The following is a 25407-nucleotide window of genomic DNA, read 5'->3' as shown; positions in this document are numbered from 1 at the left end:
GGGCGCGGCCTGTTCCTGCCGCGTCCTGTAATTGACAGGGAACGCACCGCCGCGCGCGCCGGGGGATGCACTGCTCTCCGGCCCGTGGCCCATCCAGGGAGCAGGACATGACCATTGAAGTAGACGACGTCAGCCCGGGCGGCAGCCCGATCCTCGTGCACGGCCGCGAGAAGGACTTCACGCCGGCGCACGGCGAAGAACACATCGAGGCGATCAGCGCGCATATCGAGCGCCATCTGGGGCCCGTCTCCGGGGTCTTCCACGAAATCATCTCCGACATCGTGCATATCGATGTGCACGTGGTGCCGGCCACCGAAGCCCATCCTTATCTGCGCTTGGTGACCTCGGGCATGAGCGATCTGCCGATGACCCTGCCCGAAGGTGCACCCGGCTCGGCGTACATGGAGTTGATGGTGACCCTGCCGGCCGACTGGCCGATCAGCGATGGCGCCTTCGAGGATGAGCGCAACTACTGGCCGGTGCGCCTGCTGAAGACGCTGGCGCGGCTGCCGCACGAGTACGACACTTGGCTGGGCTTCGGCCACACCATTCCCAACGGCCATCCGTCCGAGCCGTATGCCGATGGCGTGGGGTTCGACGGGGCCATCGTGCTGCCGCCGGTCACCACTCCGGACGACTTCGGCTCGCTGGAGCTGGACGATGGCAAGATCATCCAGTTCATGGCCATCGTGCCGCTGTATCCGCAGGAGATGGACCTGAAGCTGAAGAAGGACGCCGAGACCCTGCTGGACCGTTTCGACGCCAAGGACATCAAGGATGTGATCGAGCCTGGCCGCGTCAACGTGGCGAAGAAGCGTTTCGGTTTGTTCTGAGGCCGGTAACATCAGGGGCCTGTACTTCTGCTTCCAGGCCCTGCCATGACCATCCTGCTCACCGGCGCTGCCGGCTTCATCGGTGCCTACACCGCCCGCGCGCTGCTGGAGGCCGACCAGTCCGTGGTCGGCCTGGACAACTTCAACGACTACTACGACCCGCAGATCAAGCGCGACCGCGTGGCCGCGCTGTGCCCGACGCTGGACCTGCGCACCCTCGACCTGACCGACCAGCAGGGCCTGGCCGCGCTGTTCGACGAGGTGAAGCCGACGGCGGTGATCCATCTGGCTGCACAGGCGGGCGTGCGCTATTCGCTGGAAAACCCGCAGGCCTACGTCGACAGCAATCTGATCGGCTTCGTCAACATGCTCGAGCTGTGCCGCCACCGTGGCGTGCAGCATCTGGTGTATGCCTCCAGCAGCTCGGTCTACGGTGATTCGGCCACGCCGCCGTTTTCCGAAGACCAGCGCGTGGACCAGCCGCGCTCGCTGTACGCGGCGACCAAGGCGGCCAACGAGCTGATGGCCTACACCTACGCACAGCTGTACGGCCTGCATGCCACCGGCCTGCGCTTCTTCACCGTGTATGGCCCGTGGGGCCGGCCGGACATGGCGCCGCTGCTGTTCTCGCGCGCGGTGCTGGCCGGGCGGCCGATCGATGTGTTCAACGAAGGCCGCATGCAGCGCGACTTCACACATGTCTCCGACATCGTGGCCGGTATCCTCGGCGCGCTCGCGCATCCGGCCGATGGTCCGGTGCCGCACCGGGTGTTCAACCTCGGCAACCATACGCCGGTCGAGCTGGAGCGCTTCATCAGCGTGATCGAGCAGGCTGCCGGCCGCCCTGCGCAGAAGGTCTACAAGCCGATGCAGCCGGGCGACATGGTGCGCACGATGGCGGATACCCGGCGTGCACATGACGCATTCGGCTTCGACGCGGTGACCCCGATCGAAGCGGGGCTGCCGCCCGTCGTGCAGTGGTGCCGCGAGTATTTTGGCGACCGCGCCTGAGGAGGGATCCTCACACAGCCGGATTCATCTTCGGATAACCTTGGCTTCGGAGAATGCGCGGTCTTTGTTCCCTCTTGGCCGAGTCCCCCCATGAGCCAACCCGAGCTTTCCGTCGTCGTCCCCGTGTTCAACGAGCGCGACAACGTCGCGCCACTGGTGGCCGAAATCACCGCTGCTCTGCGTGGCCGCTTGCCGTTCGAGATCGTCTACATCGATGACCACTCGCGCGATGACACCCTGGCAGTGCTGCAGGGCCTGAAGGCCACCACCCCGGAACTGCGGGTGCTGCACCACGTGAACCAGAGTGGGCAGAGCACGGCGGTGCGCACCGGCGTCAAGCACGCCCTGGCGCCGTGGATCGCGACTCTCGATGGTGACGGGCAGAACGATCCTGCCGACATTCCCAAGCTGCTGGCTGCACGTGATGCCGCAGCGGCGCAGGTGAAGCTGTTCGCCGGCTGGCGCGTCAACCGCCAGGACAGCGGCAGCAAGCGCTGGGCCAGCAAGTGGGCCAATGCCATCCGCGCACGCATGCTGCGCGATGACACCCCCGACACCGGCTGTGGTATCAAGCTGTTCGAGCGCAGCGCGTTCCTCGACCTGCCGTATTTCGACCACATGCACCGCTACCTGCCAGCGCTGATGCAGCGTGCCGGCTGGAAGACCACCAGCGTGCCGGTCAACCATCGCCACCGTACCGCCGGCGTTTCCAAGTACAACAACCTGGGCCGTGCGCTGGTCGGCATCCGTGACCTGCGCGGCGTGGCGTGGCTGATCACCCGCAGCAAGCGCACCGCGGTGGAAGAGCGATGATGGGCCTGGCCCTGCACTGGCTCGACCAGCCGCTGACCTGGCTGTACTGGACCGGCCTGCATGTGACCGGCTGGAAACTGATCGGCTACACCGGTGCGCTGATGTTCGGTGGGCGCTGGCTGGTCCAGTTCGTGGCCTCCAAGCGCGCTGGCAAGCCGGTCATCCCGCGCCTGTTCTGGTACATGAGCGTGGTCGGCAGCCTGATGACGCTGAGCTACTTCCTGTTCTCGGCCAAGCAGGACTCGGTGGGCGTGCTGCAGAACCTGTTCCCGGCGTTCACCGCGCTGTACAGCCTGCAGCTGGACATCAAGCACCGCGGCTGGAAACGGGACAAGGCCAGCCACTGAGCGCCCGGTAGCGCCGGGCCATGCCCGGCGGCTGTATCCGTTGGCCGCGCTGCGCGCTCGCGGGGCATGGCCCCGCGCTACCACGCGCCTTCGGCGCTGGGGCCCGGGCCTGCGGCCGGTTCCCGGTCCTGCCTGCTGCGCAGGCAGGACCTTCGTCCCATGCCACGGGCGATGGGCGGTGCCATGATCGGGGTCTGCCTTCCCGGGAACCTGTGCTCGTGAAAACCCGTCTTGCTGTCGCCCTGCTGCTCGCCCTGTCCACCCCCGCCGTGGCCCTGGCCGCACCGACCGCCGCCGCCGCACCGGCCAGCGTGGCCACCGAATCGCCCGCCGATACCGCCTTCCGCGCGCTGTACGAAAAGGAATGGAAGTGGCGCCAGCAAGGCGGTGGTGAGGCCAGCGAGGACGAAGACGCCCCGGCCAACGCCACCCGCATGCCCGACGTCGGCCCGGCCGCGCAGCAGGCGCGCCTGAAGGTGTGGGATGAAACCCTCGCTGCGCTGAAGAAAATCGACCCGAAGACTCTGTCGCCCGACAACCAGGTCAACTACGCGATCTACCGTGACCAGGTGTTCAACCTGGCCGAAGAAACGCGTCTGCGTGGCTACGAGATGCCGTTCAACGCCGACTCGTCGTTCTGGTCCAACCTGTCCTTCATGGCCCGGCGCGAGATGAAGACCGTGCAGGACTACCAGAACTACATCGCCCGCCTGAATGATGTGCCGCGTTATTTCGGCCAGCAGACCGAAAACATGCGCGCCGGCCTGAAGCGAGGTTTCAGCGTGCCGCGCGCGGTGCTCGATGGCCGCGAGGTGTCGATCGCCACCGTCGCCGAGCTGAAAGACCCGACCGAATCGCCGCTGTACGCCCCGTTCAAGAAGCTGCCCAACAGCATCCCGGCCGCCGAACAGACCAGGCTGCAGGCGCAGGCGCGGGAAGCGATCAGTGGCAAGGTCGTGCCGGCGTTCCAGCAGCTGCGCACCTTCTTCGTCAACGAGTACGTGCCGCAGGCGCGCACCACCCTGGCCGCCGAAGCGATGCCGGGCGGCAAGGCGTACTACAAGCAGCAGATCCACGAATACACCACGCTGGACCTGTCGCCGGACGAGATCCACCGCATCGGCCTGGATGAAGTCGCACGCATCCAGAAGGAAATGAACGACATCATCAAGCAGGTGAAGTTCAAGGGCAGCTTCGCCGAGTTCCTGACCTTCCTGCGCACCGATCCGCAGTTCTATGCGAAGACGCCGGAAGAGCTGCTGTCGCGCGCCGCATGGATCTCCAAGCGGGCCGATGGTCAGCTCGGCAAGTACATGACGTTGCCGCGCGCGCGCTTCACCATCGTGCCGGTGCCGCCGGACATCGCACCGTTCTGGACCGCCGGCCGCGGTGGCATGGGCACCTATTGGCTCAACACCTACAACCTGCCGTCGCGCCCGCTGTACAACCTGCCGGCGCTGACCCTGCATGAATCCGATCCGGGCCACGCACTGCAGGGTGCCATCGCCGCCGAGCAGAAGAACCTGCCCGAGTTCCGCCGCAACGCCTACATCTCCGCCTACGGCGAAGGCTGGGCGCTGTACTGCGAGAAGCTGGGCGTGGAGATGGGCATCTACGAAACCCCGTACGAGGATTTCGGGCGCCTGACCTACGAGATGTGGCGCGCCACGCGTCTGGTGATCGATACCGGCGTGCACAGCAAGGGCTGGACCCGCGAGCAGGCCTTGGCCTACCTGCGCGACCACACCGCGCTGAGCGAGCATGAAGTGACCACCGAAGTGGACCGCTACATTTCCTGGCCGGGCCAGGCCCTGAGCTACAAGCTGGGCGAGATCGCCATCGTGCGCCTGCGTGCGCAGGCCGAGAAGGAGCTGGGCGACAAGTTCGACATCAAGGGTTTCCACGACACCCTGCTCAAGCAGGGCTCGGTGCCGCTGCCGGTGCTGGAACAGCAGATCCAGGCGTACATCGCCGAACGCAAGAAGGCCTGACCCGACGCGTCGCCGGGCATGGCCCGGCGCTACCGGAACGTACGGTGGTAGCGCCGGGCCATGCCCGGCGAGCGCGAAGCGCGGTGGACGGGGTCGGATCCCTTTCCCGTGGAAAGGGATCCGACCCGCAACCTCACATCACCTCACCGCCCTTGGCTTGGCCACCCGCGCAGCGAAGGTCGGCAGCACCAGCAAGGTCAGCACGGTGGCGGTGATCAACCCGCCGATCACCACCGTGGCCAGCGGCTTCTGCACCTCCGCACCGGAACCACTGGCAATCGCCATCGGAATGAAGCCGACGATCGCCACCAGCGCGGTGGTCAGCACCGCGCGGATGCGGCTGGACGCACCGTTGATCGCCGCCATCATCGGTAGGTCACCGGCATCCAGGCGCTCGCGGATCGCCTGCATCAGCACCAGGCCGTTCAAGGTGGCCACGCCGGAGACGGCGATGAAACCAACCGCCGCCGACACCGAGAACGGCATGCCCCGCAGCAGCAGCGCAAGAATGCCGCCGACCAGCGCCAACGGTACGCAGCTGAACACCAGCACGGCTTCCTTGCCGCTGCGCAGGGCCATGAACAGCAGGCTGCCGATCAGCAGGAACACCACCGGCACCACCGTCGCCAGCCGCTTCTCCGCACGCTGCAGGTTCTCGAACTGGCCACCCCAGGTCAGGTAGGCGCCCGGCGGCAACGCAACATCAGCCACCGCCGCCTGTGCCTCGCCGACGAAGCCGCCCAGATCCCGGCCACGCACGTTGGCCTGCACCACCACGCGGCGGCTGCCGTTGTTGCGGCTGATCTGGTTCGGTCCTTCGCTGACCGTGATGCGCGCGACCGACGACAGCGGAATCACCAGCCCCGCGGGCGTGGCGATCGGCAGCGAGGCCAGCTGGTCCGGATCGTTGCGCGAGGCATCGTCCAGGCGCACCACCACGTTGAAGCGACGGTCGCCTTCGAAGATCTTGCCGGCGGCGGTACCACCGATGCCGGTGGCCAGCGCGTCACTCACATCCGCCGCGGTCAGGCCGTACTGCGCCGCCGCCACGTGGTCGATGGCCACATTGAGCGTGGGCAGGCCGGAGATCTGTTCGACCCGCACATCGGCCGCGCCCTCCACCGCGCGCAGCTTCAGCGCCACCTGGTCGGCCACTTTCTGCAGCTGGCTGAAGTCATCGCCGAAGATCATTACCGCCAGGTCGGTACGCACGCCGGAAATCAGCTCGTTGAAGCGCAGCTCGATCGGCTGGCTGAACTCGAAGCTGTTGCCCAGCTGCTGCCCGGCCAGCTTCTCTAAGCGTGCCACCAGTGCATCCTTGCCCAGCTTCGGATCCGGCCAGTCCTTGCGCGGCTTGAGCACGATCACGCTGTCGGAGATGTTGGTCGGCATCGGGTCGATCGCCGCCTCGGCGGTACCGGTGCGCGAGAACACGGTCTCCACTTCCGGCTGCTTGGCAATCGCCTTCTCCAGCGCCAGCTGCATCGCCAGCGACTGCTCCAGCGACGTCGACGGCACGCGCAGGGCCTGCATCGCCACGTTGCCTTCGTCCAGCGTCGGCATGAACTCGCGGCCCAGCAGCGAGAACGAACCGATACCCACCACCACCATCATCACCGCGCCGACTGCCATCGTGCGCGGATGGTCCACGGCCTTGCGGATCACCGGTTCGATGCGCGCGCGCAACACGCGGATCAGCTTGGTTTCGTGCTCGCCATCATCGGCATGCGCATCGCCTTCCTTCACCTTCGGCTCGCGCACCAGCAGTGCGGCCATCGCCGGCACGAAGGTGAAGGAGAAGATGAAGGCACCGATCAGGGCCAGCATGAACGTGGCCGCCATCGGGTGGAACGTCTTGCCCTCCACGCCTTCCAGGGTGAGGATCGGCGCGAACACCAGCAGGATGATCAACTGGCCGAAGGCCGCCGGGCGTGCCATCTTCATCGCCGAATCGGCGGCCACGCGCAGGCGTTCCATCGCGGTCAACGCACGACCCAGTTCGGCGCGGCGCTGGCCCAGCATCAGCAGCGTCGATTCGACCACGATCACCGCACCGTCCACCAGGATGCCGAAGTCCAGTGCACCCAGGCTCATCAGGTTGCCGCTGATGCCGAAGCGGTTCATGCCGATCACTGCGAACAGGAACGACAGCGGAATCACCAGCGCGGTGATCGTCGCTGCACGCAGGTTGCCCAGCAGCAGGAACAGCACCACCACCACCAGCAGCGCACCCTCGGTGAGGTTCTTGGCCACGGTCTTGATGGTGGAATTGACCAGCACGCTGCGGTCCAGCACCGGTGCCGCCACGATGTCGGCCGGCAGCGATTTGTTCACCTGTTCCAGGCGCGCCGCAGCTGCCTGCGCCACGGTGCGGCTGTTGCCACCGGCAATCATCAGCGCGGTGCCCAGCACGGCCTCATGGCCGTTGCGGCTGGCCGCACCCAGGCGCGGTGCGCGGCTCAGGTCGACATCGGCCACATCGGCCACGCGCACCACCACGCCATTGCGGGTGGCCACCGGGGCCTGTGCCAGATCCTCGGTGGTCAGCGCCAGGCCGTCAGCACGTACCACCAGGCCCTCGCCGGCACGCTGCACGAAACCGGCACCGGCCTGCACGTTGGAACGCTGCAGGGCAGTGACCAGGTCGGCCAGGCCGAGGCCGTGCGCGGCCAGCTTGGCACTGTCCGGATGCACGCCGTATTCCTTGACGTAGCCGCCGACCGTATCGACGCCGGCCAGCCCCGGGCTGGAACGCATCTGCGGCGCGATGATCCAGTCCTGCACGGTGCGCAGGTAGGTGGCACGTTCTTCCGGCGTGCGAAGCAGGTTGCCTTCCGGCGTGCGGTAGACCTCGCCGGCCTGCCAACCCGCTTCACCGGGCTTGGCCAGCTTGGCCGGATCGAACGCGGTGAAGTCCACCGTCCACATCAGTACCTCGCCGAGGCCGGTGGTGACCGGCGACAGCATCGGCGACGCGCCATCGGGCAGGTCTTCCGATGCCTCGCGCATGCGTTCGGCCACCTGCTGGCGGGCGAAGTAGATGTCGGTGGCATCGGTGAAGATCCCGGTGACCTGCGAGAAACCATTGCGCGACAGCGAACGGGTGGTGGTCAGGCCGGGAATGCCGGCCAGCGCGGTTTCCAGCGGGTAGGTCACCTGCCGTTCGATCTGCTCCGGCGTCAGCGCCGGTGCCACCGTGTTGATCTGCACCTGGCGGTTGGTGATGTCCGGCACTGCGTCGATCGGCAGCTTGCCCAGCTGGAACAGGCCCATGGCGGCGATCAGCGCCGCCATGAACACCACCAGCCAGCGGTGGCGTACCGCTGTTTCAATGATCAGCTTGAACATGATCGCCTCCTCAGTGGCCGTGCTCGGCTTCGCCCTTGGCCAGTTCGGCCTTGAGCAGGAAGGCATTGCTGCCAACGATGCGCTCGCTGCCGGTCAGCCCACCGAGGATCTCGATGCGGTCGCCGGCACGGCGTCCGGCCAGCACCGGCTGCGCCTTGAAACCGCCTTCGACGGCGACGAACACTGCACTGCTGCCGTCGACGTTCTGCACCGCATCGGCCGGCACGCTGAGCGAACCGTCCTGGCCTTCGGTGACCACCACCGCCGATACCGGCGAACCGGCCGGCGGCAAGGAGGCGTCCACCGGCGTGGCACGGATCACCGCCACGCCGCCCTGCTGGCGGACATCGGCGGCCGAACCGGTGACGGTGGCGGTGAAGCTGCCACCCGGCACGCTCACTTCCAGCTTCATGCCGGGCGTGACCTGCGCGGCCAGCGCCGGCGGCGCGGTGAACACCAGTTCGTTCATGCTCGGATCGGCGACGTCAGCCACGGCACTACCGGCAGCGACCACGCCGCCCGGTGTGACCTGCACGTTGCCGACGATGCCGGCCACCGGGCTGGTGATGCGTACGCGGCCACTGGCATCGGGCGCACCGTTGGCGGCGGCCTGGGCCTGCGCGGCGGCCGCCTGGGCCTGTGCCGCCAGCGAACGCGCGCGCGAGGTTTCCAGCTCCTGGCGGGCGACCACGCCCTGGTCGACCAGCGCCTTGTCGCGACCGTAGGCCAGGCGTGCGGCCTCGGCTTCAGCCGATGCGGCCAGCGCATTGGCGCGGAACACCGCTGCCTCGCCACTGACCACGATGGCCAGTGCCTGGTTCTGCTTCACCGCCGTGCCCGGCGCGACCAGCACGCGTTCGACCCGGCCGGTCACCGTGGATGCCACCGAGGCACGTGCGCCCACCGACGGTTCGACCCGGCCGGACAGGCGCGTGGAGCCACCGCCACCACGGCCGATGGCGACCACCTCGATACCGGACGCCTTGATCTGTTCCTGGGTCAGCTGCACCACGCCTTCATCGGCGTCGGCGGGAGCCTTGGCGGTTTCCGCCTTGGCTTCCTTGCTGTCGGCAGCATGGCCGTGGCCATCATCGTTGCCTGCCTTGGCGGTGGTCGCATCCACCGTTTCCGGCGTCTGCGCGTTGCCGGCGCAGCCGGCCAGGAACACGGCCAGCAGGACGCCGCCGATCAGCGGAAAAGTACGGGAGAGAGTCATGGGGCCTCCACAAAGGGGGCGCGCCCTTCAAGGCGCGCAAGATCGATTTCGGCGCCGACGCGCGACAGGCGTGCGTCCACGGCGGTGCCGCGGGCGGCGATGAGGGCGCTGCGCGTGCTGCGCAGTTCCAGCTGCGAGATGCGTCCTGCGTCGAAGCCGACCCGGGCCAGCCGATACGCCTCCTCGGCAGCGACCACGCTTTCGTCGGAGGCACGGGTGCGGCTGCCGGCGGCCTTCAGTCCAGCCACGGCGGAGAGGCGCGCGGCCTCGCTGTCACGGCGTTGCTGGTCCAGACGGGCTTCGGCCGCGCGCTGGTCGGCATTGGCGGCGCGGATGCCACCGCGGTTACGGTCGAACAGCGGGATGCTGAGGCTGACCCCGAGGTTGTAGGCGCGCTCGCCGCCCTCGCGGAAGCGTGTCTGTGCGGCAGTGACGCTGAGGTCGGGCAGGGCGCGCTTGCGCTCCACATCGACCAGCTTGCCCGCTGCATCGGCTTCGGCCTCGGCGATGCGCACCGCCAGCGCGGCATCGGTGGCGCCACGCGGCAGCGGCGGAGCACGGTCGAGCAGGCTGTTGTCGATCGACTGCACCGGTGCATCCAGCAGCGCGGCGCCAGCCAGGCGGGCCAGTGCGGCGTCGCGGAAGGCCTGTGCCTCATCCAGCGCGGCGCTGGCGTTGGCCACTTCGCTCTGCGCCTGCACCGCACGCAGCTGCGGCTCGCGGCCCTGCTTGACCATCGCGTTGACGGCGTTGGCGTCGTCGCGGGTGAGGGTCAGTGCCTCTTCGGCCAGGCTGTAGCGGCGCAATGCACTTTCCGCCTGTGCATAGACCACCGCCAACTGGCTGGCCACATCGCTGCGGCTTTGGGCGCCACGCAGGTTGGCCGCCTGTGCCTCGGCGCGGGCGGCACGGACGCGCGCGCCGCGCTGGCCCCATACCTCCAGGGGCTGGGACAGGGTGAGCACGGTATCGGCCTTGCCCATGCCGCCATAGGAGCCGGTGCCCCACGCGTTCTCGGCGGAGTAGGAGAGGGAAGGATTGGGCAACGCACGGGCCTGGTCGGCACGGGCATCGGCGGCTTCGGCCAGCGCCGCGCCGACACGGGTGCCGGGCAACTGGTCGAGGCGTTCAAGCAGGGTGTCGTAGGAAGGGGCGGCTTGCGCCGACGCCTGCATTGCCGGGGCAAGGCCCAGCAGTACAGCGACGACCAGCCCGGCCGCGCGCGGCGACCGAGGTGTCAGGATCGACATAGGGGGATTCCGGTTGTGAGTGAAACGGGAGCCCGCGATTGCGGGACGCGCTCAACTCACGCCCGGGGGGGACGCGTCAATTCATCCTGGGCGACCGCATAGGTCGCAACGTCGCCGGCATTCATCCAGCGCGCCGGCAGCGGCGTACCGAAGGCGGCGAAATCGTTCGCCGGCAGGCTCAGCGTGGAGTGGTGGCAGTGGTTATGCGTGCAGGCACCGGTGTGCTTGCTGTCGCTGTCACCGCCTGCGTCGTCCGCGAGGGATTCGACATGGGCGCTGCTGGCATGCGGTTCCACCGCACACACCAGTGCGTCGGCCACCGGCACGACCACGAATGCCGCCATCAGCAGCATCATCAGGTACGTACGCAGTTGGCGGGTGATCCGGCGCATGGAGGGGAGGCTAGCAAGCGGTTTTCGCCGGATACAATATCAATGGTGACCTCGGGAATTCGTCGGAACCTCCCGTTCAGGTGCGCCGGGCGTGGGGTCGGATCCCGTTCCTCTGGAACGGGCTGGCCCCGGCACATTGCTGCCGGCCAGCGGCCGGCACTACCGGTCTGCAGGCAGCTTCGCGATCACCTTGATCTCGAACTGGAACCCATACAGCCAGGTCACGCCGACTGCCTTGGTAGGTGTCGACCTTGGTCGACACGCTTTTCGGCCCCCGACACATTGCCGGCCAGCGGCCAGCGGCCGGCACTACCGGTCTGCGGGCAGCTTCGCGATCACCTTGATCTCGAACTGGAACCCGTATAGCCAGGTCACGCCGACTGCCCTGGTAGGTGTCGACCTTGGTCGACACGCTTTTCGACCCCCGACACATTGCCGGCCAGCGGCCGGCACTACCCGTATCACGGCAGCTTCGCGATCACCTTGATCTCGAACTGGAATCCGTACAGCCAGGTCACGCCGATGCCGGTCAGGGTCGGGTGCGGCGCCTCGCCCCAGTACTCGGGCACGATCGCCCAGGCCTTCTCGAAGTTCTTCTCGGGGTCGACCAGGAACACGGTCACGTCGACCACGTCATCGAAGCTGCAGCCGGCGGCAGCCAGTACCGCATTGAGATTTTCGAAGGCGCGGCGCACCTGCGCTTCGAAGTCCGGCTCAGGCGAACCATCCTCGCGGCTGCCGACCTGGCCGGAGACGAACAGGAAGCCATTGGAACGGATCGCCGGCGAGTAGCGGTTGCGCTCGTACAGGGCCTGGCGGCCGGCGGGGAAAACGACATCGCGCTGTGACATGGGAAGGAACCCGTGGGAAAGAACGCCATCCTCCCCGCCAGCGCTGTCTGGATAAACCGCGATGATCGGCCTAGATTGATTGCCAATTCCAAACAATCATGGCCAGCCATGGACCGTTTCGAGGCGATGCGCGCCTTTGCCCGGGTAGTGGAAACCGGCAGCTTCACCCGCGCCGCGCAGACCCTGCAGATCAGCCGCACCACGGCCACCCAGCTGGTGCAGCAGCTGGAGGCGCACCTGCGGCTGCGGTTGCTCAACCGCACCACGCGCCGGGTCAGCGTCACCGCCGATGGCGCGGCCTACTACCCGCGCATCGCCCGCCTGCTGGCTGAGCTGGAAGAGGTGGAGGGCGGACTGGGCGATGCCGCCACGCAGCCGCGTGGGCGACTGCGCGTGGATGTGCCGGGGCCCTACGCGCGGCTGCGGCTGGTACCGGCGCTGCCGGATTTCCAGGCGCGCTACCCGGAGATCCAGTTGGACATCGGCGTGAGTGACCGCGAGGTCGACGTCATCGCCGACAACGTCGATTGCGTGATCCGTGGTGGCACCCCGGCCGACCCGGCGCTGGTGGCGAGGCCGCTCGGCGCGCTGCCGATCGGCTTCCATGCCAGCCCGGGCTATGTGCAGCGTTTCGGGCTGCCAGCCGACCCGCGCGCGCTGGAAGGTCCGGATCACCACATGGTCGGTTTCCTCAGCCCGCGCAGTGGCCGCGCCCGCGTGTTCACTGCACAGCGTGGCGATGAGCGCGTTGAGGTGCAGGGCCGCTATACGGTCGGCTTCGACGACGGCAACGCCTATCTGGCGGCTGCATTGGCAGGGCTGGGCGTGGTCGCGCTGCCCAGCTACATGGCCGAGCCGCACCTGGCGCGCGGCGAGCTGCTGCCGGTGTTGCAGGACTGGCAGCTGCCGCCGATGCCGATGCACGTGATGTTCCCGCCTAACCGGCACAAGAGCCAGCGTCTGCGGGTGTTCATCGACTGGGTGGTGGAGGTATTGGGGTGAAATCCGCTTATCTGTAGAGCCGAGCCCAGGCTCGGCTGCTTCTGGCTGCAACGTTCAAGGCCCGCGCTTCGCGCGTGAGCCGAGCGCGGGCTCGGCTCTACAGGGGGCTTCCTGCTGCAGGCATGCGAAAATCACCACAGCACGCAACAGGAAACAGCAACACGCATGAGCCGCATCGTCGCACTGGATACCGAAACCACCGGCATCTCCCACCGCCTGGGGCACCGGGTCATCGAAATCGGTGCCGTCGAACTGATCGATGGCCAGCTGACCGGTCGCCAGTTCCACACCTACCTGCAGCCGCAGCGCAAGGTGGACTGGGGCGCGCAGCGCGTGCACGGCATCAGCGACGCGATGCTGGTGGGCAAGCCGCTGTTCTCCAGCAAGGCTGCCGAACTGCTGGATTTCCTGCGCGGCAGCGAGATGGTCGCGCACAACGCCACCTTCGATGTCGGCTTCCTGGACAACGAGCTGCGCCTGGCGGGCATCCCCGGCACGCTGGCCCAGCATTGCCGCATTACCTGCAGCTTGAAGCTGGCGCGTGGGCGTTGGCCGGGCCAGGGCAACAAGCTGGACGATGTGCTGCAGCGCCTGCGCATCCCGGGTAACCGTGGCCTGCACGGCGCGTTGAAGGATGCCCATCTGCTGGCCCAGGTGATTCCGCACCTGCGTTGAGCTGGCCTGGTAGCTGTAGAGCCGAGCCCATGCTCGGCTGCTGCGCCCCGGAAGGACCGAGCCGAGCATGCGCTCGGTTCTACAGGGGGAGTGGCCGTCGCGTTCAGCCCCAGCCTGTGGGTAACTTGCGCAAGTGCTTGAACCCGTGCATAATGCGCGGCTCGCTGTGTCCGGTTTTCTACCGGGCGGCGTCCCCGGGAGCACGTCCCCGGCCGCCCAACGCCAGCGTAACCCTTTGATTCTCTTGACGTGTGGTGGGCAACCATCGAGGCCGCCGTCTCCCGGGCTACGGGCTGACACAACTTACTATCGAGGTGCGCCATGTCCCGCGTATGCCAGGTTTCCGGCAAGCGAGTGCAGACGGGTAACAACGTCTCGCACGCCAACAATAAGACCCGTCGTCGTTTCCTGCCGAATCTGCACGAGCGCCGCTTCTGGGTTGCCAGCGAAAACCGCTGGGTGAAGCTTCGTGTTTCCGCGCATGCACTGCGCACCATCGACAAGAACGGTATCGATTCCGTTCTGGCTGAGCTGCGTGCGCGCGGCGAAAAGGTCTGAGGAGTAGACGATCATGGCAGGCAAGCGCGATAAGGTCCGTATGATTTCGACCGCTGGTACCGGTCACTTCTACACGACCGACAAGAACAAGAAGAACACCCCGGGGAAGATGGAATTCTCCAAGTACGATCCGGTCGTGCGCAAGCACGTCCCGTACAAGGAAGGCAAGATCAAGTAATCCGCAAGGATTGCTGATCCCCGCGAAGAAACCCGCCCTTGTGGCGGGTTTTTTCATGCCCGACGGTGGGGCCGGTGGGTGCCTGTGGGTGCCGACCGTTGGTCGGCACACTCCCCCGGTAGGTGCCAACCTTGGTTGGCACACTTATCCCACCCCCGGTAGGTGTCGACCTTGGTCGACACGCTGTCCCCTCACCCGGTAGGTGCCAACCTTGGTTGGCACACTGCTTCAAAGCAGTCGAGCGCGGCTCGACTCTACACACCCCGCTGGGCAGAATGGCCCATCACCTCCCGACGGGCGACGCGATGCTGTTCGAGTGGTTGCTGGGTTCCTACCTGCTGCTGATCGACTGGCTGATCCGGCTGGTCGCGCTGTGCTGGATTCCCACCCGCACCACGCCGGGTGCGGCGCGCAGCTGGCTGCTGCTGGTCGGCTTCGTGCCGCTGCTGGGCCTGCCGCTGTACCTGTTGTTCGGCCACCCGTGGCTGTCGCGCGAGCGCATCCGCCGCCAGGCCGAGGCCTCGCAAGTCATCCGCGAGGAACAGGCGCTGCAGCATCGCCTGCGCTGGACCCCGCAGCCGGACACTGCCTGCGCCGAGATCGTGCCGCTGGTGCAGCGCCAGGGCGACTTCATGCCGGTGCACGGCAACGCGGTGGACCTGCTGACCGACTACGACGAATCGCTGCACACGCTGATCGCCGACATCGACCAGGCCGAAGACCGCGTGCACCTGCTGTACTACCTGATGTTCGATGACGCGGTGGGCGAGGCGATGGTCGAGGCGCTGCAGCGTGCCGCCGCGCGTGGCGTGCAATGCCGTGTGCTGCTCGACGCGGTGGGTGCCAAGCGCGGTCTGCGCGCCTATCGCAAGCGCCTTGAAGCGCGTGACATCGAGGTGCGCGCGATGCTGCCCGGCGGCCTGCGCTGGCGCCGCAGCGGGCGCATGGACCTGCGCAATCACCGCAAGATCGCGGTGATCGACAACGAAGTGGCCTACGTCGGTTCGCAGAACCTGGCCGGCCCCGGGTTCGTGCCCGGCCACCCGAACCGCGAGCTGGTGGCGCGCGTGCGCGGCCCGGCGGTGGCGCATCTGGAAGCCGTGTTCGCCAGCGACTGGTACATGGAAACCGGCCAGCGCCTGGACGTGATCGCCGACGTGCCCGAGTGCAGCGACGACATCGCCACCCAGCTGCTGCCCAGCGGCCCGGCCTACCCGTACAGCAACGCACGCGACGCGGTGGCGGCGCTGATCCACCTCGCACGGCGCCGGCTGGTGATGGTCACCCCGTACTTCGTGCCCGACGAAGCCACGCTGAGCGCGCTGCGCATCGCGGCGTTGTCCGGCGTGGACGTGCAGCTGATCCTGTCGGCCAGCAACAACCAGCGGCTGACCTCGTGGGCGCAGGAGGCGTACTACGACGAACTGCTGCGTTGTGGTGTACGCATCGCCCTGTACGAACCACAGTTCCTGCACGCCAAGCACATGAGCGTGGACGAGGACATCGCCGTGCTGGGCTCGATCAACATGGATATCCGCTCGTTCGCGCTGAATGCCGAGATCGGCCTGATCTGCTACGACCACGCGCTGGTGAAGCAGTTGTGCGAGATCGAGGATGGCTATCTGCGTGAGTCGCGACAGCTGGATCTGCAGCAGTGGCGCAGCCGCCCCACGTGGCGGCGTAGCCGCGAGGGCATCGCACGCTTGGCCGATGCGTTGATGTAAGGCAATGCCGGCCGCCCATTTCGGCAATCCGGCCTGTCATCGCCGATGGCCTACAATCGGCACATGACTGATTCACCGCGTAATGGCGAACTGGACCTGGCAATCATCGGTGGTGGTGCGGCCGGGGTGCTGGTGGCGATCCAGGTACTGCGCCAGGCCAAGGCGCCGCTGGCGCTGGCCATCTTCGAACCCGCCTCGCAGCTGGCCCAGGGTATCGCCTATGCCACGCCGTGGCCGGAGCACCTGCTGAACGTGCCGGCGGCGAAGATGAGTGCGTTTGCCGACCAGCCCGGCGATTTCCTCGACTACCTGATGGCCGCCAATGCCTACCCGGGCGAGGCGCGCGAGGTGCTGGGCGAGCGCTATGTGTGCCGCCACTACTTTGCTGCCTACCTGCAGCAGCGCCTGCAGGAGGCCGCTGCGACCAGCCCGGCACAGCTGCAGGTGATCGCGCAGCCGGTGCTGGGCCTGCAGCCGGATGACCACGGTTACCAGCTGACACTCGGCGATGGCCAGACGCTGCACGCCGCACAGGCCGTGCTGGCCACCGGCAACAGCATGCGGCCGCTGCCGGTAGCCGGTGCCGAGGCACTGCCTGCGGATGACGTGATCGAGGCCTGGGACTACGACGGCGTGCGCACCCTGGCCGGCGAACAGGCTGTAGCCATTGTCGGCTCCGGCCTGAGCATGGCCGACACCGTGCTGGCGCTGGTCGCCGCCGGCCACAGCGGACCGCTGCATGTGATCTCGCGCCATGGCCTGCTGCCGTTGCCGCACGCGCATGGTGGCCTGCCCACGTTCGACCCGGCCACGCTGCTGCCGATGAACCTGCGCCAGCGCCTGCGCGCGTTGCGTGGGTTCGCACGCCAGGCACAGGCCGACGGCCTGCCGTGGCAGGGCGTGATGGACCGCATCCGTCCGCACGGGCAGGCGCTGTGGTGCAGCCTCGATGGGGCGGACCAGCGTCGCTTCCTGCGCCATGTGGTGCGCTATTGGGACGTGCATCGCCACCGCATCGCCGAAGAAGTGGATGCGCAGCTGCAGTCCCTGCAGGACAGCGGCCAGCTGCGTATCCACCGGTCCCGCCTGCAACGCGTCTGGCGCGACGGCAATGCGCTGCAGCTGTCCGGCCGCGATGCCTCGGGCAATGAACAGCAGTGGACGATCAGCGGGGTGATCAACGCCACCGGCGTGGAGACCCGCGCCAGCGCGCTGCGCAATCCGTTGCTGCAGCAGCTGCAGGCCGATGGGCTGGCGCGCCCCGGCCCGCACGGGCTGGGCCTGGACAGCACGGTGCCGGGCGATCGCCTGTGTGCCGCCGGTGGCCAGCCGCAGGCACGGCTGGGCGTGCTCGGCAGCCTGCGCATCGGCAGCCTGTGGGAAAGCCTGGCGGTGCCTGAACTGCGTCAGCAGGCGCAGGCACTGGCAACCCAGGTGGTCGCAGGAGCCGCGACGGCGATGCCGTAAAATGGGGGCATGGATGTCTCCCACCTGCTTGATGGCCTGAACCCGGCCCAGCGCGAAGCCGTCTCCGCTCCCCCCGGCCACCACCTGGTGCTGGCCGGTGCCGGTTCCGGCAAGACCCGCGTACTCACCCACCGCATCGCCTGGCTGCATGAAGTCGATGGCGTGCCGACCCACGGCATTTTCGCGGTGACCTTCACCAACAAGGCGGCCGGCGAAATGCGCCACCGCATCGACGCACAGCTGCCCAATGGCAGCCGTGGCATGTGGATCGGCACCTTCCACGGCCTGGCCAACCGCCTGCTGCGCCTGCACTGGCAGGACGCGAAGCTGCCCGAAGGCTTCCAGGTCATGGATTCGGACGACCAGCTGCGACTGGTCAAGCGCGTGGTGCAGGCGCTGGAACTGGATGACGGCAAGTACCCGGCCAAACAGATCGCGTGGTGGATCAACGCGCAGAAGGACGAAGGCCGCCGCCCTCAGCACATCCAGCCCGAACCGCACGACGCGTGGCTGGAAACCATGCGCCAGGCCTACATCGAGTACCAGGCGCGTTGCGACCGCGCCGGCCTGGTCGACTTCGCCGAGCTGCTGCTGCGCGCGCATGAGCTGCTGCGCGACAACCCGGCGTTGCTGTCGCACTACCGCGCCCGTTTCCGCGAAATCCTGGTGGACGAGTTCCAGGACACCAATGCCATCCAGTACGCCTTCGTGCGCGTGCTGGCCGGCGATTCCGGCCACGTGTTCGTGGTCGGCGACGATGACCAGGCCATCTACGGCTGGCGCGGTGCCAAGGTCGAGAACGTGCAGGGCTTCCTGCGCGATTTCCCGGGCGCGCAGACCATCCGCCTCGAACAGAACTACCGCTCCACCGCCAACATCCTCGGTGCCGCCAACGCGGTGATCGCGCACAACCCGGATCGCATCGGCAAGGAACTGTGGACCGACAGCGGCGACGGCGAGCCGATCGACCTGTACGCGGCGTACAACGAGATGGACGAAGCGCGCTACATCGTCGAGCGTGCCCGCCAGTGGGTGCGCGATGGTGGCAGCTACACCGAAGTGGCCGTGCTCTACCGCAGCAACGCGCAGTCGCGCGCGCTGGAAGAAGCACTGCTGAGCGAGCAGGTGCCGTACCGCGTGTATGGCGGCATGCGCTTCTTCGAACGTGCCGAAATCAAGGACGCGCTGGCCTACCTGCGCCTGCTGTCCAACCGCAACGATGACGCCGCCTTCGAACGCGCGGTCAATACGCCGACGCGTGGCATCGGCGACCGCACGCTGGACGAAGTGCGCCGCGAGGCGCGCGCGCAGGGTATTTCGCTGTGGGAAGCGACCATGCTGGTCACCCAGGGCAGCGCGCTGGCCGCACGTGCGCGCAATGCACTGGCCGGCTTCCTGGTGCTGGTCAACGAGCTGCAGGCGCAGACTCTGCACATGACCCTGGCCGAGCGCGTGGACCACGTGCTGGTGCGCTCGCAGCTGCGCGAGCACTGGAGCAAGGAAAGCCGCAACGCGCTCGATTCGGAATCGCGCACCGACAACCTCGACGAACTGGTCTCGGTGGCCTCTCGCTTCGTGCGCCGCGCCGACGACATCGAGGAAGTGGGCGAGGACATGGACGAGCTGGTCGCATTCCTGGCCTATGCCGCGCTGGAGGCTGGCGAGGGCCAGGCGCAGTCGGGCGAGGAAGGCGTGCAGCTGATGACCCTGCACTCGGCCAAGGGCCTGGAATTCCCGCTGGTGTTCCTGGCCGGCCTGGAAGAAGGCTTGTTCCCCAGCGCACGTTCGCTGGAGGAAAGCGGGCGGCTGGAAGAAGAGCGCCGCCTGGCCTACGTGGGCATCACCCGCGCACGCCAGAAACTGGTGCTGAGCTACGCCGAATCGCGCCGCATCCATGGCCAGGACAACTACAGCCTGCCGTCGCGCTTCCTGCGCGAGATTCCGCGCGAGCTGCTGCACGAAGTGCGCCCGAAGGTGCAGGTCTCGCGGCCGGCCTCGATGGGCGCCAGCCGGGTGATGGGCCATGCCTCGATCGAGGCACCGCCGCTGAAGCTCGGCGCACTGGTCACCCATCCCAAGTTCGGCGAAGGCATGGTGACCGACTACGAAGGCAACGGTGCCCACGCCCGCGTGCAGGTCGAGTTCGCCGATGCCGGCAGCAAGTGGCTGGTGATGGCGTATGCCAACCTGACGGTGATCTGATCAACGTCAGGGGTCGGATCCCTCCCACAGGGAGGGCTCTGACCCTGGTGCGGAAAAACGCTGCCGAGCATGGCTCGGCTCTACAAGGGCGAGTACTCATGACCCGCAACGTGCTCTTCCTCTGCAGCCAGAACCGCCTGCGCAGCCCCACGGCCGAGCAGGTATTCGCCGATTGGCCGGGCATCGAGACGGCCTCGGCCGGGCTGCTGGCTGACGCCGAGGAAGTGCTCAGCCCGGAGCTGCTGCAGTGGGCCGATCTGGTCTTTGTGATGGAAAAGGCGCACCGCAACCGTCTGTCCAGCCGTTACAAGGCCTGGTTGAACGGCAAGCGGGTGATCTGCCTGGATATCCCGGACGACTACGACTACATGGACCCGGTGCTGGTGGAGCTGCTGAAGCGCAAGGTGGCGCCGTTCCTGCGTTGACGGGCTGTTGTAGAGCCGAGCCCATGCTCGGCTGCTTCTGGCTGGAAGAACAGCCGAGCACGGCTATGCCGGTCGTCCTGACCGGCACCCTTCGGGCCGTCGCAGGCGACGTTGGCAGCGGCTCCTGCCGCTACCTTCGACTCTACAATGGGGCCTGACATCTTCCAGGAACGCCCCCATGACCGAACCCACGCTGCACGTCACCGTGATGTTGAACGCCAAGCTGCAGCCCGAGCATCGCCATGAGCTGTTCGAGGATCCGCTCGACGCGCTGCTGCAGGCGGCCGAGGTCGGCGGAATCACTGGCGGTGGCACCGCGATGTCCGACGACGGCGAGGTCGAGTACGGCGATATCGAAGTGGCGCTGGTGGACGCTGCGGGCGTGCCGAAGCTGATCGACCTGCTGGAGCAGCTGGGCGCGCCGAAGGGTTCGCAACTGCAGGGTGCGGGCGACGCTGATCGAGGCTTCGGCGTGACCGAGGGCCTGGGCATCTACCTGGATGGCCTGACCCTGCCGGACGAGGTCTACGAGCAGTGCGATTCCAACCACGTGTTCGAGCAGTTGTCCGAGCGCATCGATGGCCTGGGCGAGATCTGCAGCTGGTGGCAGGGCCCGACCGAGACCGCGCTGTACATGTACGGCGAATCGTTCGAGGCGATGCGTGATGCGATTGCCGAATTCGTGGCCAGTTATCCGCTGTGCCAGAACGCACGCGTGGTGCAGATCGCCTGAGGGCAGAAAATGTAGAGCCGAGACATGCGCGGCTGCTTCTGGCGGGAAAAGCAGCCGAGCATGGCTCGGCTCTACAGAAGAGCGTTATCGGCCGGCTGACTGCCGGGCGTTGTCACGCAGTGCCATGTCCTTGCCCAGATGATAGCCGCCGTAGAACAGCACGAAGGCGGCGATGAGGCTCCAAAGGATGATCCTGAGGGGGCTTCGTGGTGTCGGCTTGCTGTCCTGCATGCGGGTCCTCCCAAGGCGGCGCGCCGCCGCCCACCCAGCTTGCGCTGCAGTGTCCGTGTACGCAAGCCGGCGATGCGCACACGCCGCTGCGCCGCGCCGGATTGATCCTGCTCAAGGCGCGCCCTGCACATCCGGTGTGCAATGGTGTTGTTCCCATCTGGCAGACCGCCACGGAGCCCCACCATGTACAAGCGCATCCTGATTGCCACCGACGGATCCGAGCTGGCCGACAAGGGCCTGGCCAAGGGTCTGGAGCTGGCCAAGGACCTCAATGCCGAGGTCGATATCGTGACTGTTTCCGAGCCGTGGGCCGTCGGCATGTACGACGCCATGGGCTGGAGCGTGGGCTACATGAACAGCCCTGAATACAAGGCCGACCGCGAGGAAGGCGCGCAGAAGGTGCTGCAGCCGGCGCTGGCCAAGGCCGCCGAGCAGGGCATTACCGCCAACCCGGTGCACGTACTGGACCGCTACGCGGCCGACGGCATCATCGAGACGGCGGGTGAGCGCAACAGCGACCTGATCGTGATGACCTCGCATGGCCGCCGTGGCGTGACCCGTGTGCTGCTGGGCAGCCAGACCGCCGAAGTGCTGGCACGCAGCACGCTGCCGGTGCTGGTCATCCGCTGATACAAGCGTTCCCGGGGAGGGGACCCGACGCCGGCCGCAGGATGCGCGCCGGCGTCATCTTTTGTGGGCCGTGGCGATTGCCTTGTTGGGGTCGGATCCCTTTCCGCAGGAAAGGGCTCTGACCCCCGGTCACCTCACCAGCTGTACAGCTTCCAGTACACCGGCGACACGCCGTCCTTGTCGTTGTCGAAACGGCCATCGCCGTTCTTGTCGTACATGTAGAACGGTGCGCCGCGCGACGGGGTCACCTTGACCATGCGCAGCTGGCCGGACACACGGTATTCCTCGATCGTGTCGCCGTTGTCCATGGTGCGCTTGGACACATCCGCGCCCTTGACGTCCACCGGGGGAGCGCCGGCGCCGCCCAGGCTGGCGCAGCCAGCAAGCAGGAGCACGGAAGCCAGCATCAGGGTCTTCATCGGCGGGGGCCTTTGCCTGGAAAGAGCCTTGATTATGCCCCATCGCCGCGGCTGTGCCGTGTCGTCGCAGTGCAGGCACGGGCGCGTAGAATCGACCCATGAGCAGATTAGTCCTGATCGACGGGTCCAGTTACCTGTACCGCGCGTTCCACGCGCTGCCGCCCCTGTCCAATGCACAGGGCGAACCCACCGGCGCGCTGTTCGGCGTGGTCAACATGCTGCGCTCGACCCTGAAGGAGCGCCCGGCCTACGTGGCGTTCGTGGTCGATGCGCCCGGCAAGACCTTCCGCGATGACCTGTACGAGCAGTACAAGGCCAACCGCCCGCCGATGCCGGACGAGCTGCGCAGCCAGGTTGAACCGATGTGCCGCATCGTCGAAGCGCTGGGCATCAGCATCCTGCGCATCCCTGGCGTGGAGGCCGATGATGTGATCGGCACGCTGGCCCTGCAGGGCGTGGCGCAGGACCTGAAGGTGACCATCTCCACCGGCGACAAGGACTTTGCCCAGCTGGTGCGCCCGGGCATCGAACTGGTCAACACCATGACCGGCAGCCGCATGGATTCCGATGCGGCGGTGATGGAGAAGTTCGGCGTGCGCGCCGACCAGATCATCGACCTGCTGGCGCTGATGGGCGACACCGTCGACAACGTGCCGGGCGTGGAGAAATGTGGGCCGAAGACCGCCGCCAAGTGGCTGGCCGAGTACCAGCACCTGGATGGGGTGATGGCGGCCGCGCCGACCATGAAGGGCAAGATCGGCGAAAACCTGCGCGCCGCGCTGGAGCGCCTGCCGCTGAACCGCGAGCTGGTGACCATCCGCACCGACGTGGAGCTGGAGGCCAGCCCGACCACGCTGGCCCTGCGCGAGCAGGACGTGCCGGAGCTGACCGAGCTGTATGCGCGCTATGGCTTCACCCAGGCGCTGAAGGAGCTGGGTGCACCGCTGCCGGCGCCGACGGCCGCCAGCGAAGCAACGCCGAGCCTGCGTGGCACCGCCGCCGGCTTCGCCCGTGGCAGCGCCGAGGCACCGGCTGCCGGCACGCTGGATCCGGCCCTGGCCGCGCCGGGTGAATACGAGACCGTGCTGACCGCCGAGCAGCTGCAGGCCTGGGTCGAGCGCCTGCAGCAGGCGGACCTGATCAGTTTCGATACCGAAACCGATGCGCTGGACGCGATGCGTGCGCGCCTGGTGGGCATCAGCCTGGCGGTAGAGCCGGGCAAGGCCGCCTATATTCCGGTCGGCCACGATTACCCGGGCGCGCCGCCGCAGCTGCCGATGCAGCAGGTGCTGGACGCACTGCGCCCGGTGTTGCAGGACCCGGCGAAGAAGAAGCTGGGCCAGCACGGCAAGTACGACCTGCACGTACTGCACCGCCACGGCGTGGAGGTGCAGGGCTACCACGACGACACCATGCTCGAGAGCTTCGTGCTCAATTCCACCGCCACCCGCCACGACATGGATTCGCTGGCCCTGCGTTACCTGGGCTACAACACCATCAAGTTCGAGGACGTGGCCGGCAAGGGCGCCAAGCAGATTCCGTTCTCGCAGGTGGGCATCGACGAAGCCAGCCGCTACGCGGCCGAGGACGCCGACATCACCCTGCGCCTGCACCGCGCGCTGCAACCGCAGCTGCTGGCCGAGCCGGCGCTGGACAGCGTGTACCGCGACATCGAGATGCCGCTGGTGCCGGTGCTCACCAGCATCGAAGCCAATGGCGTGCGGATCGATACCGTCGAGCTGCGCCGGCAGAGCCAGGACCTGTCCTCGCGCATGCTGGCCGCGCAGCAGAAGGCCACCGAGCTGGCCGGCCGCAGCTTCAACCTGGATTCGCCCAAGCAGCTGCAGGCGGTGCTGTTCGATGAGCTGAAGCTGCCGGCGGTGGTGAAGACCCCGAAGGGCCAGCCCAGCACCAACGAAGAGGCACTGGAGGCGATTGCCGATCAGCACGAGCTGCCGCGGGTGATCCTGGAGTACCGCGGCCTGGCCAAGCTGCGCAGCACCTATACCGACAAGCTGCCGGAGATGGTCAACCCGGACACCGGCCGCGTGCATACCAGCTACCACCAGTCCGGCGCCGCCACCGGCCGCCTGTCCTCGTCGGACCCCAACCTGCAGAACATCCCGATCCGCACCGAGGATGGCCGCCGTATCCGACGCGCATTCATCGCCCCGGAGGGCTTCCAGCTGCTGGCGGCCGACTATTCGCAGATCGAGCTGCGGATCATGGCCCATCTGTCGGAAGATCCGGGCCTGGTGGGCGCCTTCGAGCAGGGCGCCGACGTCCACCGCGCCACCGCCGCCGAGGTGTTCGGGCGCACGCTGGAAGAGGTGACTCCGAACGAGCGCCGCGCGGCCAAGGCGATCAACTTCGGCCTGATGTACGGCATGAGCGCCTTCGGCCTGGCCCGCAACCTGGGCATCGACCGTGGCCAGGCGCAGGACTACGTGGCGCTGTACTTCAGCCGCTACCCGGGCGTGCGTGATTTCATGGAGCGGATGCGCCAGCAGGCCCGCGACCAGGGCTATGTGGAAACCCTGTTCGGCCGCCGCCTGTACCTGAACGACATTCATGCACGTAACCAGGGCCTGCGCGCCGGTGCCGAGCGCGCCGCGATCAACGCGCCGATGCAGGGCACCGCCGCCGACATCATCAAGCGTGCGATGGTGGACGTGGACCAGTGGCTGCGTGACAGCGGCGCGCCGGCACGGATGATCCTGCAGGTGCACGATGAACTGGTGTTCGAAACCGAAAGCAGTTTCGTCGAGGAGTTGCGTTTGCAGGTGGTCGAGCGCATGTCGCAAGCGGCCAAACTGCGGGTGCCGCTGGTGGTCGATACCGGCATCGGCAACAACTGGGACGAAGCACACTGAGGGTGTTTCAGGCCGAAAACGACGTGAATTCGTTCATTCGTCAGAGGTTTCTGACTCGATCATGAATGTTGCCCTGATGGAGGTTCATTAAATTGGGCCCCTTCACGAACCGTTAGTGTTCGGAGTGCTTCTATAACTCTCGACAGGCGCAACGCCTGTTGTGGATCTCTCCCATCCCCTGGAGCAGATCTCGGAACGGGGACTCCTCCCCAAGTGCCCGTTCCCCGGCCCCGTTGAC

At 67.1% G+C, this 25407-nt stretch carries 23 protein-coding genes; 16 read left to right on the top strand and 7 right to left on the bottom strand.

The annotated features are described in order from the left end of the window. Positions 1 to 107: 107 nt before the first annotated feature. From AC3ITW_RS21815 to AC3ITW_RS21795, 5 genes are all read left to right on the top strand, one after another. Positions 108 to 833, top strand: coding sequence for a suppressor of fused domain protein (locus tag AC3ITW_RS21815; protein WP_489389932.1), 726 nt, complete (start codon positions 108 to 110; stop codon positions 831 to 833). Positions 834 to 878: 45 nt separating this feature from the next. Next, positions 879 to 1844: an NAD-dependent epimerase/dehydratase family protein gene (locus AC3ITW_RS21810; protein ID WP_012512501.1), complete on the top strand. Its 966-nt coding sequence runs from the start codon at positions 879 to 881 to the stop codon at positions 1842 to 1844. 90 nt (positions 1845 to 1934) lie between these two features. Next, positions 1935 to 2657: a glycosyltransferase family 2 protein gene (locus AC3ITW_RS21805; protein WP_006402840.1), complete on the top strand. Its 723-nt coding sequence runs from the start codon at positions 1935 to 1937 to the stop codon at positions 2655 to 2657. Continuing rightward, positions 2657 to 3004 carry a lipid-A-disaccharide synthase N-terminal domain-containing protein gene (locus AC3ITW_RS21800; RefSeq protein WP_032973852.1) on the top strand — a complete coding sequence of 116 codons (348 nt, stop codon included), beginning with the start codon at positions 2657 to 2659 and terminating at the stop codon, positions 3002 to 3004. The genes AC3ITW_RS21805 and AC3ITW_RS21800 overlap by 1 nt, the downstream gene beginning before the upstream one ends. 218 nt (positions 3005 to 3222) lie before the next feature. Beyond that, complete coding sequence (locus AC3ITW_RS21795) at positions 3223 to 4995, top strand: DUF885 domain-containing protein (RefSeq protein WP_489389931.1); 1773 nt, start codon at positions 3223 to 3225, stop codon at positions 4993 to 4995. A 138-nt stretch (positions 4996 to 5133) separates the two neighbouring features. On the opposite strand, the gene AC3ITW_RS21790 is transcribed toward AC3ITW_RS21795, so the two are convergent. From AC3ITW_RS21790 to AC3ITW_RS21770, 5 genes are all read right to left on the bottom strand, one after another. After that, the gene (locus tag AC3ITW_RS21790; RefSeq protein ID WP_489389930.1) at positions 5134 to 8343 is read right to left on the bottom strand and encodes an efflux RND transporter permease subunit; all 3210 of its coding nucleotides are present in this window, start codon (positions 8341 to 8343) and stop codon (positions 5134 to 5136) included. A gap of 10 nt (positions 8344 to 8353) precedes the next feature. Beyond that, entirely contained in the window at positions 8354 to 9559 is a 1206-nt protein-coding gene (locus AC3ITW_RS21785) for an efflux RND transporter periplasmic adaptor subunit (protein WP_012512498.1), read from the bottom strand. Then, positions 9556 to 10809, bottom strand: a complete 1254-nt coding sequence (locus AC3ITW_RS21780) for a TolC family protein (RefSeq protein WP_012512497.1) — start codon at positions 10807 to 10809, stop codon at positions 9556 to 9558. The genes AC3ITW_RS21785 and AC3ITW_RS21780 overlap by 4 nt, the downstream gene beginning before the upstream one ends. A 56-nt stretch (positions 10810 to 10865) precedes the next feature. After that, positions 10866 to 11201 (bottom strand): hypothetical protein, encoded by a 336-nt coding sequence (locus AC3ITW_RS21775; RefSeq protein WP_006402574.1) that lies wholly within the window; start codon positions 11199 to 11201, stop codon positions 10866 to 10868. A gap of 461 nt (positions 11202 to 11662) precedes the next feature. Next, entirely contained in the window at positions 11663 to 12052 is a 390-nt protein-coding gene (locus AC3ITW_RS21770; RefSeq protein WP_012512496.1) for a RidA family protein, read from the bottom strand. A 108-nt stretch (positions 12053 to 12160) separates the two neighbouring features. Between AC3ITW_RS21770 and AC3ITW_RS21765 the strand changes: the two genes are divergently transcribed. The 9 genes from AC3ITW_RS21765 (at position 12161) to AC3ITW_RS21725 (ending at position 21016) form a co-directional block, all read left to right on the top strand. Next, complete coding sequence (locus AC3ITW_RS21765; protein WP_012512495.1) at positions 12161 to 13054, top strand: LysR family transcriptional regulator; 894 nt, start codon at positions 12161 to 12163, stop codon at positions 13052 to 13054. Positions 13055 to 13219: 165 nt separating this feature from the next. Beyond that, on the top strand, positions 13220 to 13729 hold the full coding sequence (gene dnaQ / locus AC3ITW_RS21760) for a DNA polymerase III subunit epsilon (RefSeq protein WP_006402525.1): 510 nt from the start codon (positions 13220 to 13222) through the stop codon (positions 13727 to 13729). A gap of 321 nt (positions 13730 to 14050) precedes the next feature. Beyond that, positions 14051 to 14287, top strand: coding sequence for a 50S ribosomal protein L28 (rpmB, locus tag AC3ITW_RS21755; protein ID WP_005411638.1), 237 nt, complete (start codon positions 14051 to 14053; stop codon positions 14285 to 14287). Between the two features lie 10 nt (positions 14288 to 14297). Continuing rightward, positions 14298 to 14465 (top strand): 50S ribosomal protein L33, encoded by a 168-nt coding sequence (rpmG, locus tag AC3ITW_RS21750; protein WP_170272460.1) that lies wholly within the window; start codon positions 14298 to 14300, stop codon positions 14463 to 14465. Between the two features lie 305 nt (positions 14466 to 14770). Beyond that, entirely contained in the window at positions 14771 to 16189 is a 1419-nt protein-coding gene (gene cls, locus AC3ITW_RS21745) for a cardiolipin synthase (protein WP_489390374.1), read from the top strand. Positions 16190 to 16234: 45 nt separating this feature from the next. After that, positions 16235 to 17656 (top strand): FAD/NAD(P)-binding protein, encoded by a 1422-nt coding sequence (locus AC3ITW_RS21740; RefSeq protein WP_012512493.1) that lies wholly within the window; start codon positions 16235 to 16237, stop codon positions 17654 to 17656. A 9-nt stretch (positions 17657 to 17665) separates the two neighbouring features. Beyond that, the gene (gene uvrD / locus AC3ITW_RS21735) at positions 17666 to 19858 is read left to right on the top strand and encodes a DNA helicase II (protein ID WP_489389929.1); all 2193 of its coding nucleotides are present in this window, start codon (positions 17666 to 17668) and stop codon (positions 19856 to 19858) included. Positions 19859 to 19956: 98 nt separating this feature from the next. Next, a complete protein-coding gene (locus AC3ITW_RS21730) occupies positions 19957 to 20283 on the top strand; it encodes a low molecular weight protein tyrosine phosphatase family protein (RefSeq protein WP_053498324.1) in 327 nt (108 codons plus the stop codon). A 178-nt stretch (positions 20284 to 20461) separates the two neighbouring features. After that, positions 20462 to 21016 carry a hypothetical protein gene (locus AC3ITW_RS21725; protein ID WP_100469943.1) on the top strand — a complete coding sequence of 185 codons (555 nt, stop codon included), beginning with the start codon at positions 20462 to 20464 and terminating at the stop codon, positions 21014 to 21016. Between the two features lie 84 nt (positions 21017 to 21100). On the opposite strand, the gene AC3ITW_RS21720 is transcribed toward AC3ITW_RS21725, so the two are convergent. Continuing rightward, a complete protein-coding gene (locus tag AC3ITW_RS21720) occupies positions 21101 to 21247 on the bottom strand; it encodes a hypothetical protein (RefSeq protein WP_006402488.1) in 147 nt (48 codons plus the stop codon). A 183-nt stretch (positions 21248 to 21430) separates the two neighbouring features. Between AC3ITW_RS21720 and AC3ITW_RS21715 the strand changes: the two genes are divergently transcribed. Next, positions 21431 to 21877 carry a universal stress protein gene (locus tag AC3ITW_RS21715; RefSeq protein ID WP_005411629.1) on the top strand — a complete coding sequence of 149 codons (447 nt, stop codon included), beginning with the start codon at positions 21431 to 21433 and terminating at the stop codon, positions 21875 to 21877. A gap of 134 nt (positions 21878 to 22011) precedes the next feature. Here the strand turns inward: AC3ITW_RS21715 and AC3ITW_RS21710 are convergent, their stop codons facing one another. Beyond that, positions 22012 to 22296 (bottom strand): DUF2782 domain-containing protein, encoded by a 285-nt coding sequence (locus tag AC3ITW_RS21710; RefSeq protein WP_012512491.1) that lies wholly within the window; start codon positions 22294 to 22296, stop codon positions 22012 to 22014. Between the two features lie 98 nt (positions 22297 to 22394). Between AC3ITW_RS21710 and polA the strand changes: the two genes are divergently transcribed. Next, positions 22395 to 25169, top strand: coding sequence for a DNA polymerase I (polA, locus tag AC3ITW_RS21705; RefSeq protein WP_489389928.1), 2775 nt, complete (start codon positions 22395 to 22397; stop codon positions 25167 to 25169). Positions 25170 to 25407: the final 238 nt, after the last annotated feature.

Source organism: Stenotrophomonas sp. KH_052 (assembly GCF_057838755.1).
The sequence above is the reverse complement of the archived record's forward strand: the minus strand, read 5'-3'. Positions and strand labels throughout refer to the sequence as shown.

Excerpts from the sequence above, each read along its gene's own strand:
- AC3ITW_RS21815 (WP_489389932.1), top strand. The coding sequence starts at position 108 with ATGACCATTGAAGTAGACGACGTCAGCCCGGGCGGCAGCCCGATCCTC.
- AC3ITW_RS21810 (WP_012512501.1), top strand. The coding sequence starts at position 879 with ATGACCATCCTGCTCACCGGCGCTGCCGGCTTCATCGGTGCCTACACC.
- AC3ITW_RS21805 (WP_006402840.1), top strand. The coding sequence starts at position 1,935 with ATGAGCCAACCCGAGCTTTCCGTCGTCGTCCCCGTGTTCAACGAGCGC.
- AC3ITW_RS21800 (WP_032973852.1), top strand. The coding sequence starts at position 2,657 with ATGGGCCTGGCCCTGCACTGGCTCGACCAGCCGCTGACCTGGCTGTAC.
- AC3ITW_RS21790 (WP_489389930.1), bottom strand. The coding sequence starts at position 8,343 with ATGTTCAAGCTGATCATTGAAACAGCGGTACGCCACCGCTGGCTGGTG.
- AC3ITW_RS21785 (WP_012512498.1), bottom strand. The coding sequence starts at position 9,559 with ATGACTCTCTCCCGTACTTTTCCGCTGATCGGCGGCGTCCTGCTGGCC.
- AC3ITW_RS21780 (WP_012512497.1), bottom strand. The coding sequence starts at position 10,809 with ATGTCGATCCTGACACCTCGGTCGCCGCGCGCGGCCGGGCTGGTCGTC.
- AC3ITW_RS21775 (WP_006402574.1), bottom strand. The coding sequence starts at position 11,201 with ATGCGCCGGATCACCCGCCAACTGCGTACGTACCTGATGATGCTGCTG.
- AC3ITW_RS21770 (WP_012512496.1), bottom strand. The coding sequence starts at position 12,052 with ATGTCACAGCGCGATGTCGTTTTCCCCGCCGGCCGCCAGGCCCTGTAC.
- AC3ITW_RS21765 (WP_012512495.1), top strand. The coding sequence starts at position 12,161 with ATGGACCGTTTCGAGGCGATGCGCGCCTTTGCCCGGGTAGTGGAAACC.
- dnaQ (WP_006402525.1), top strand. The coding sequence starts at position 13,220 with ATGAGCCGCATCGTCGCACTGGATACCGAAACCACCGGCATCTCCCAC.
- rpmB (WP_005411638.1), top strand. The coding sequence starts at position 14,051 with ATGTCCCGCGTATGCCAGGTTTCCGGCAAGCGAGTGCAGACGGGTAAC.
- cls (WP_489390374.1), top strand. The coding sequence starts at position 14,771 with ATGCTGTTCGAGTGGTTGCTGGGTTCCTACCTGCTGCTGATCGACTGG.
- AC3ITW_RS21740 (WP_012512493.1), top strand. The coding sequence starts at position 16,235 with ATGGCCTACAATCGGCACATGACTGATTCACCGCGTAATGGCGAACTG.
- uvrD (WP_489389929.1), top strand. The coding sequence starts at position 17,666 with ATGGATGTCTCCCACCTGCTTGATGGCCTGAACCCGGCCCAGCGCGAA.
- AC3ITW_RS21730 (WP_053498324.1), top strand. The coding sequence starts at position 19,957 with ATGACCCGCAACGTGCTCTTCCTCTGCAGCCAGAACCGCCTGCGCAGC.
- AC3ITW_RS21725 (WP_100469943.1), top strand. The coding sequence starts at position 20,462 with ATGACCGAACCCACGCTGCACGTCACCGTGATGTTGAACGCCAAGCTG.
- AC3ITW_RS21720 (WP_006402488.1), bottom strand. The coding sequence starts at position 21,247 with ATGCAGGACAGCAAGCCGACACCACGAAGCCCCCTCAGGATCATCCTT.
- AC3ITW_RS21715 (WP_005411629.1), top strand. The coding sequence starts at position 21,431 with ATGTACAAGCGCATCCTGATTGCCACCGACGGATCCGAGCTGGCCGAC.
- AC3ITW_RS21710 (WP_012512491.1), bottom strand. The coding sequence starts at position 22,296 with ATGAAGACCCTGATGCTGGCTTCCGTGCTCCTGCTTGCTGGCTGCGCC.
- polA (WP_489389928.1), top strand. The coding sequence starts at position 22,395 with ATGAGCAGATTAGTCCTGATCGACGGGTCCAGTTACCTGTACCGCGCG.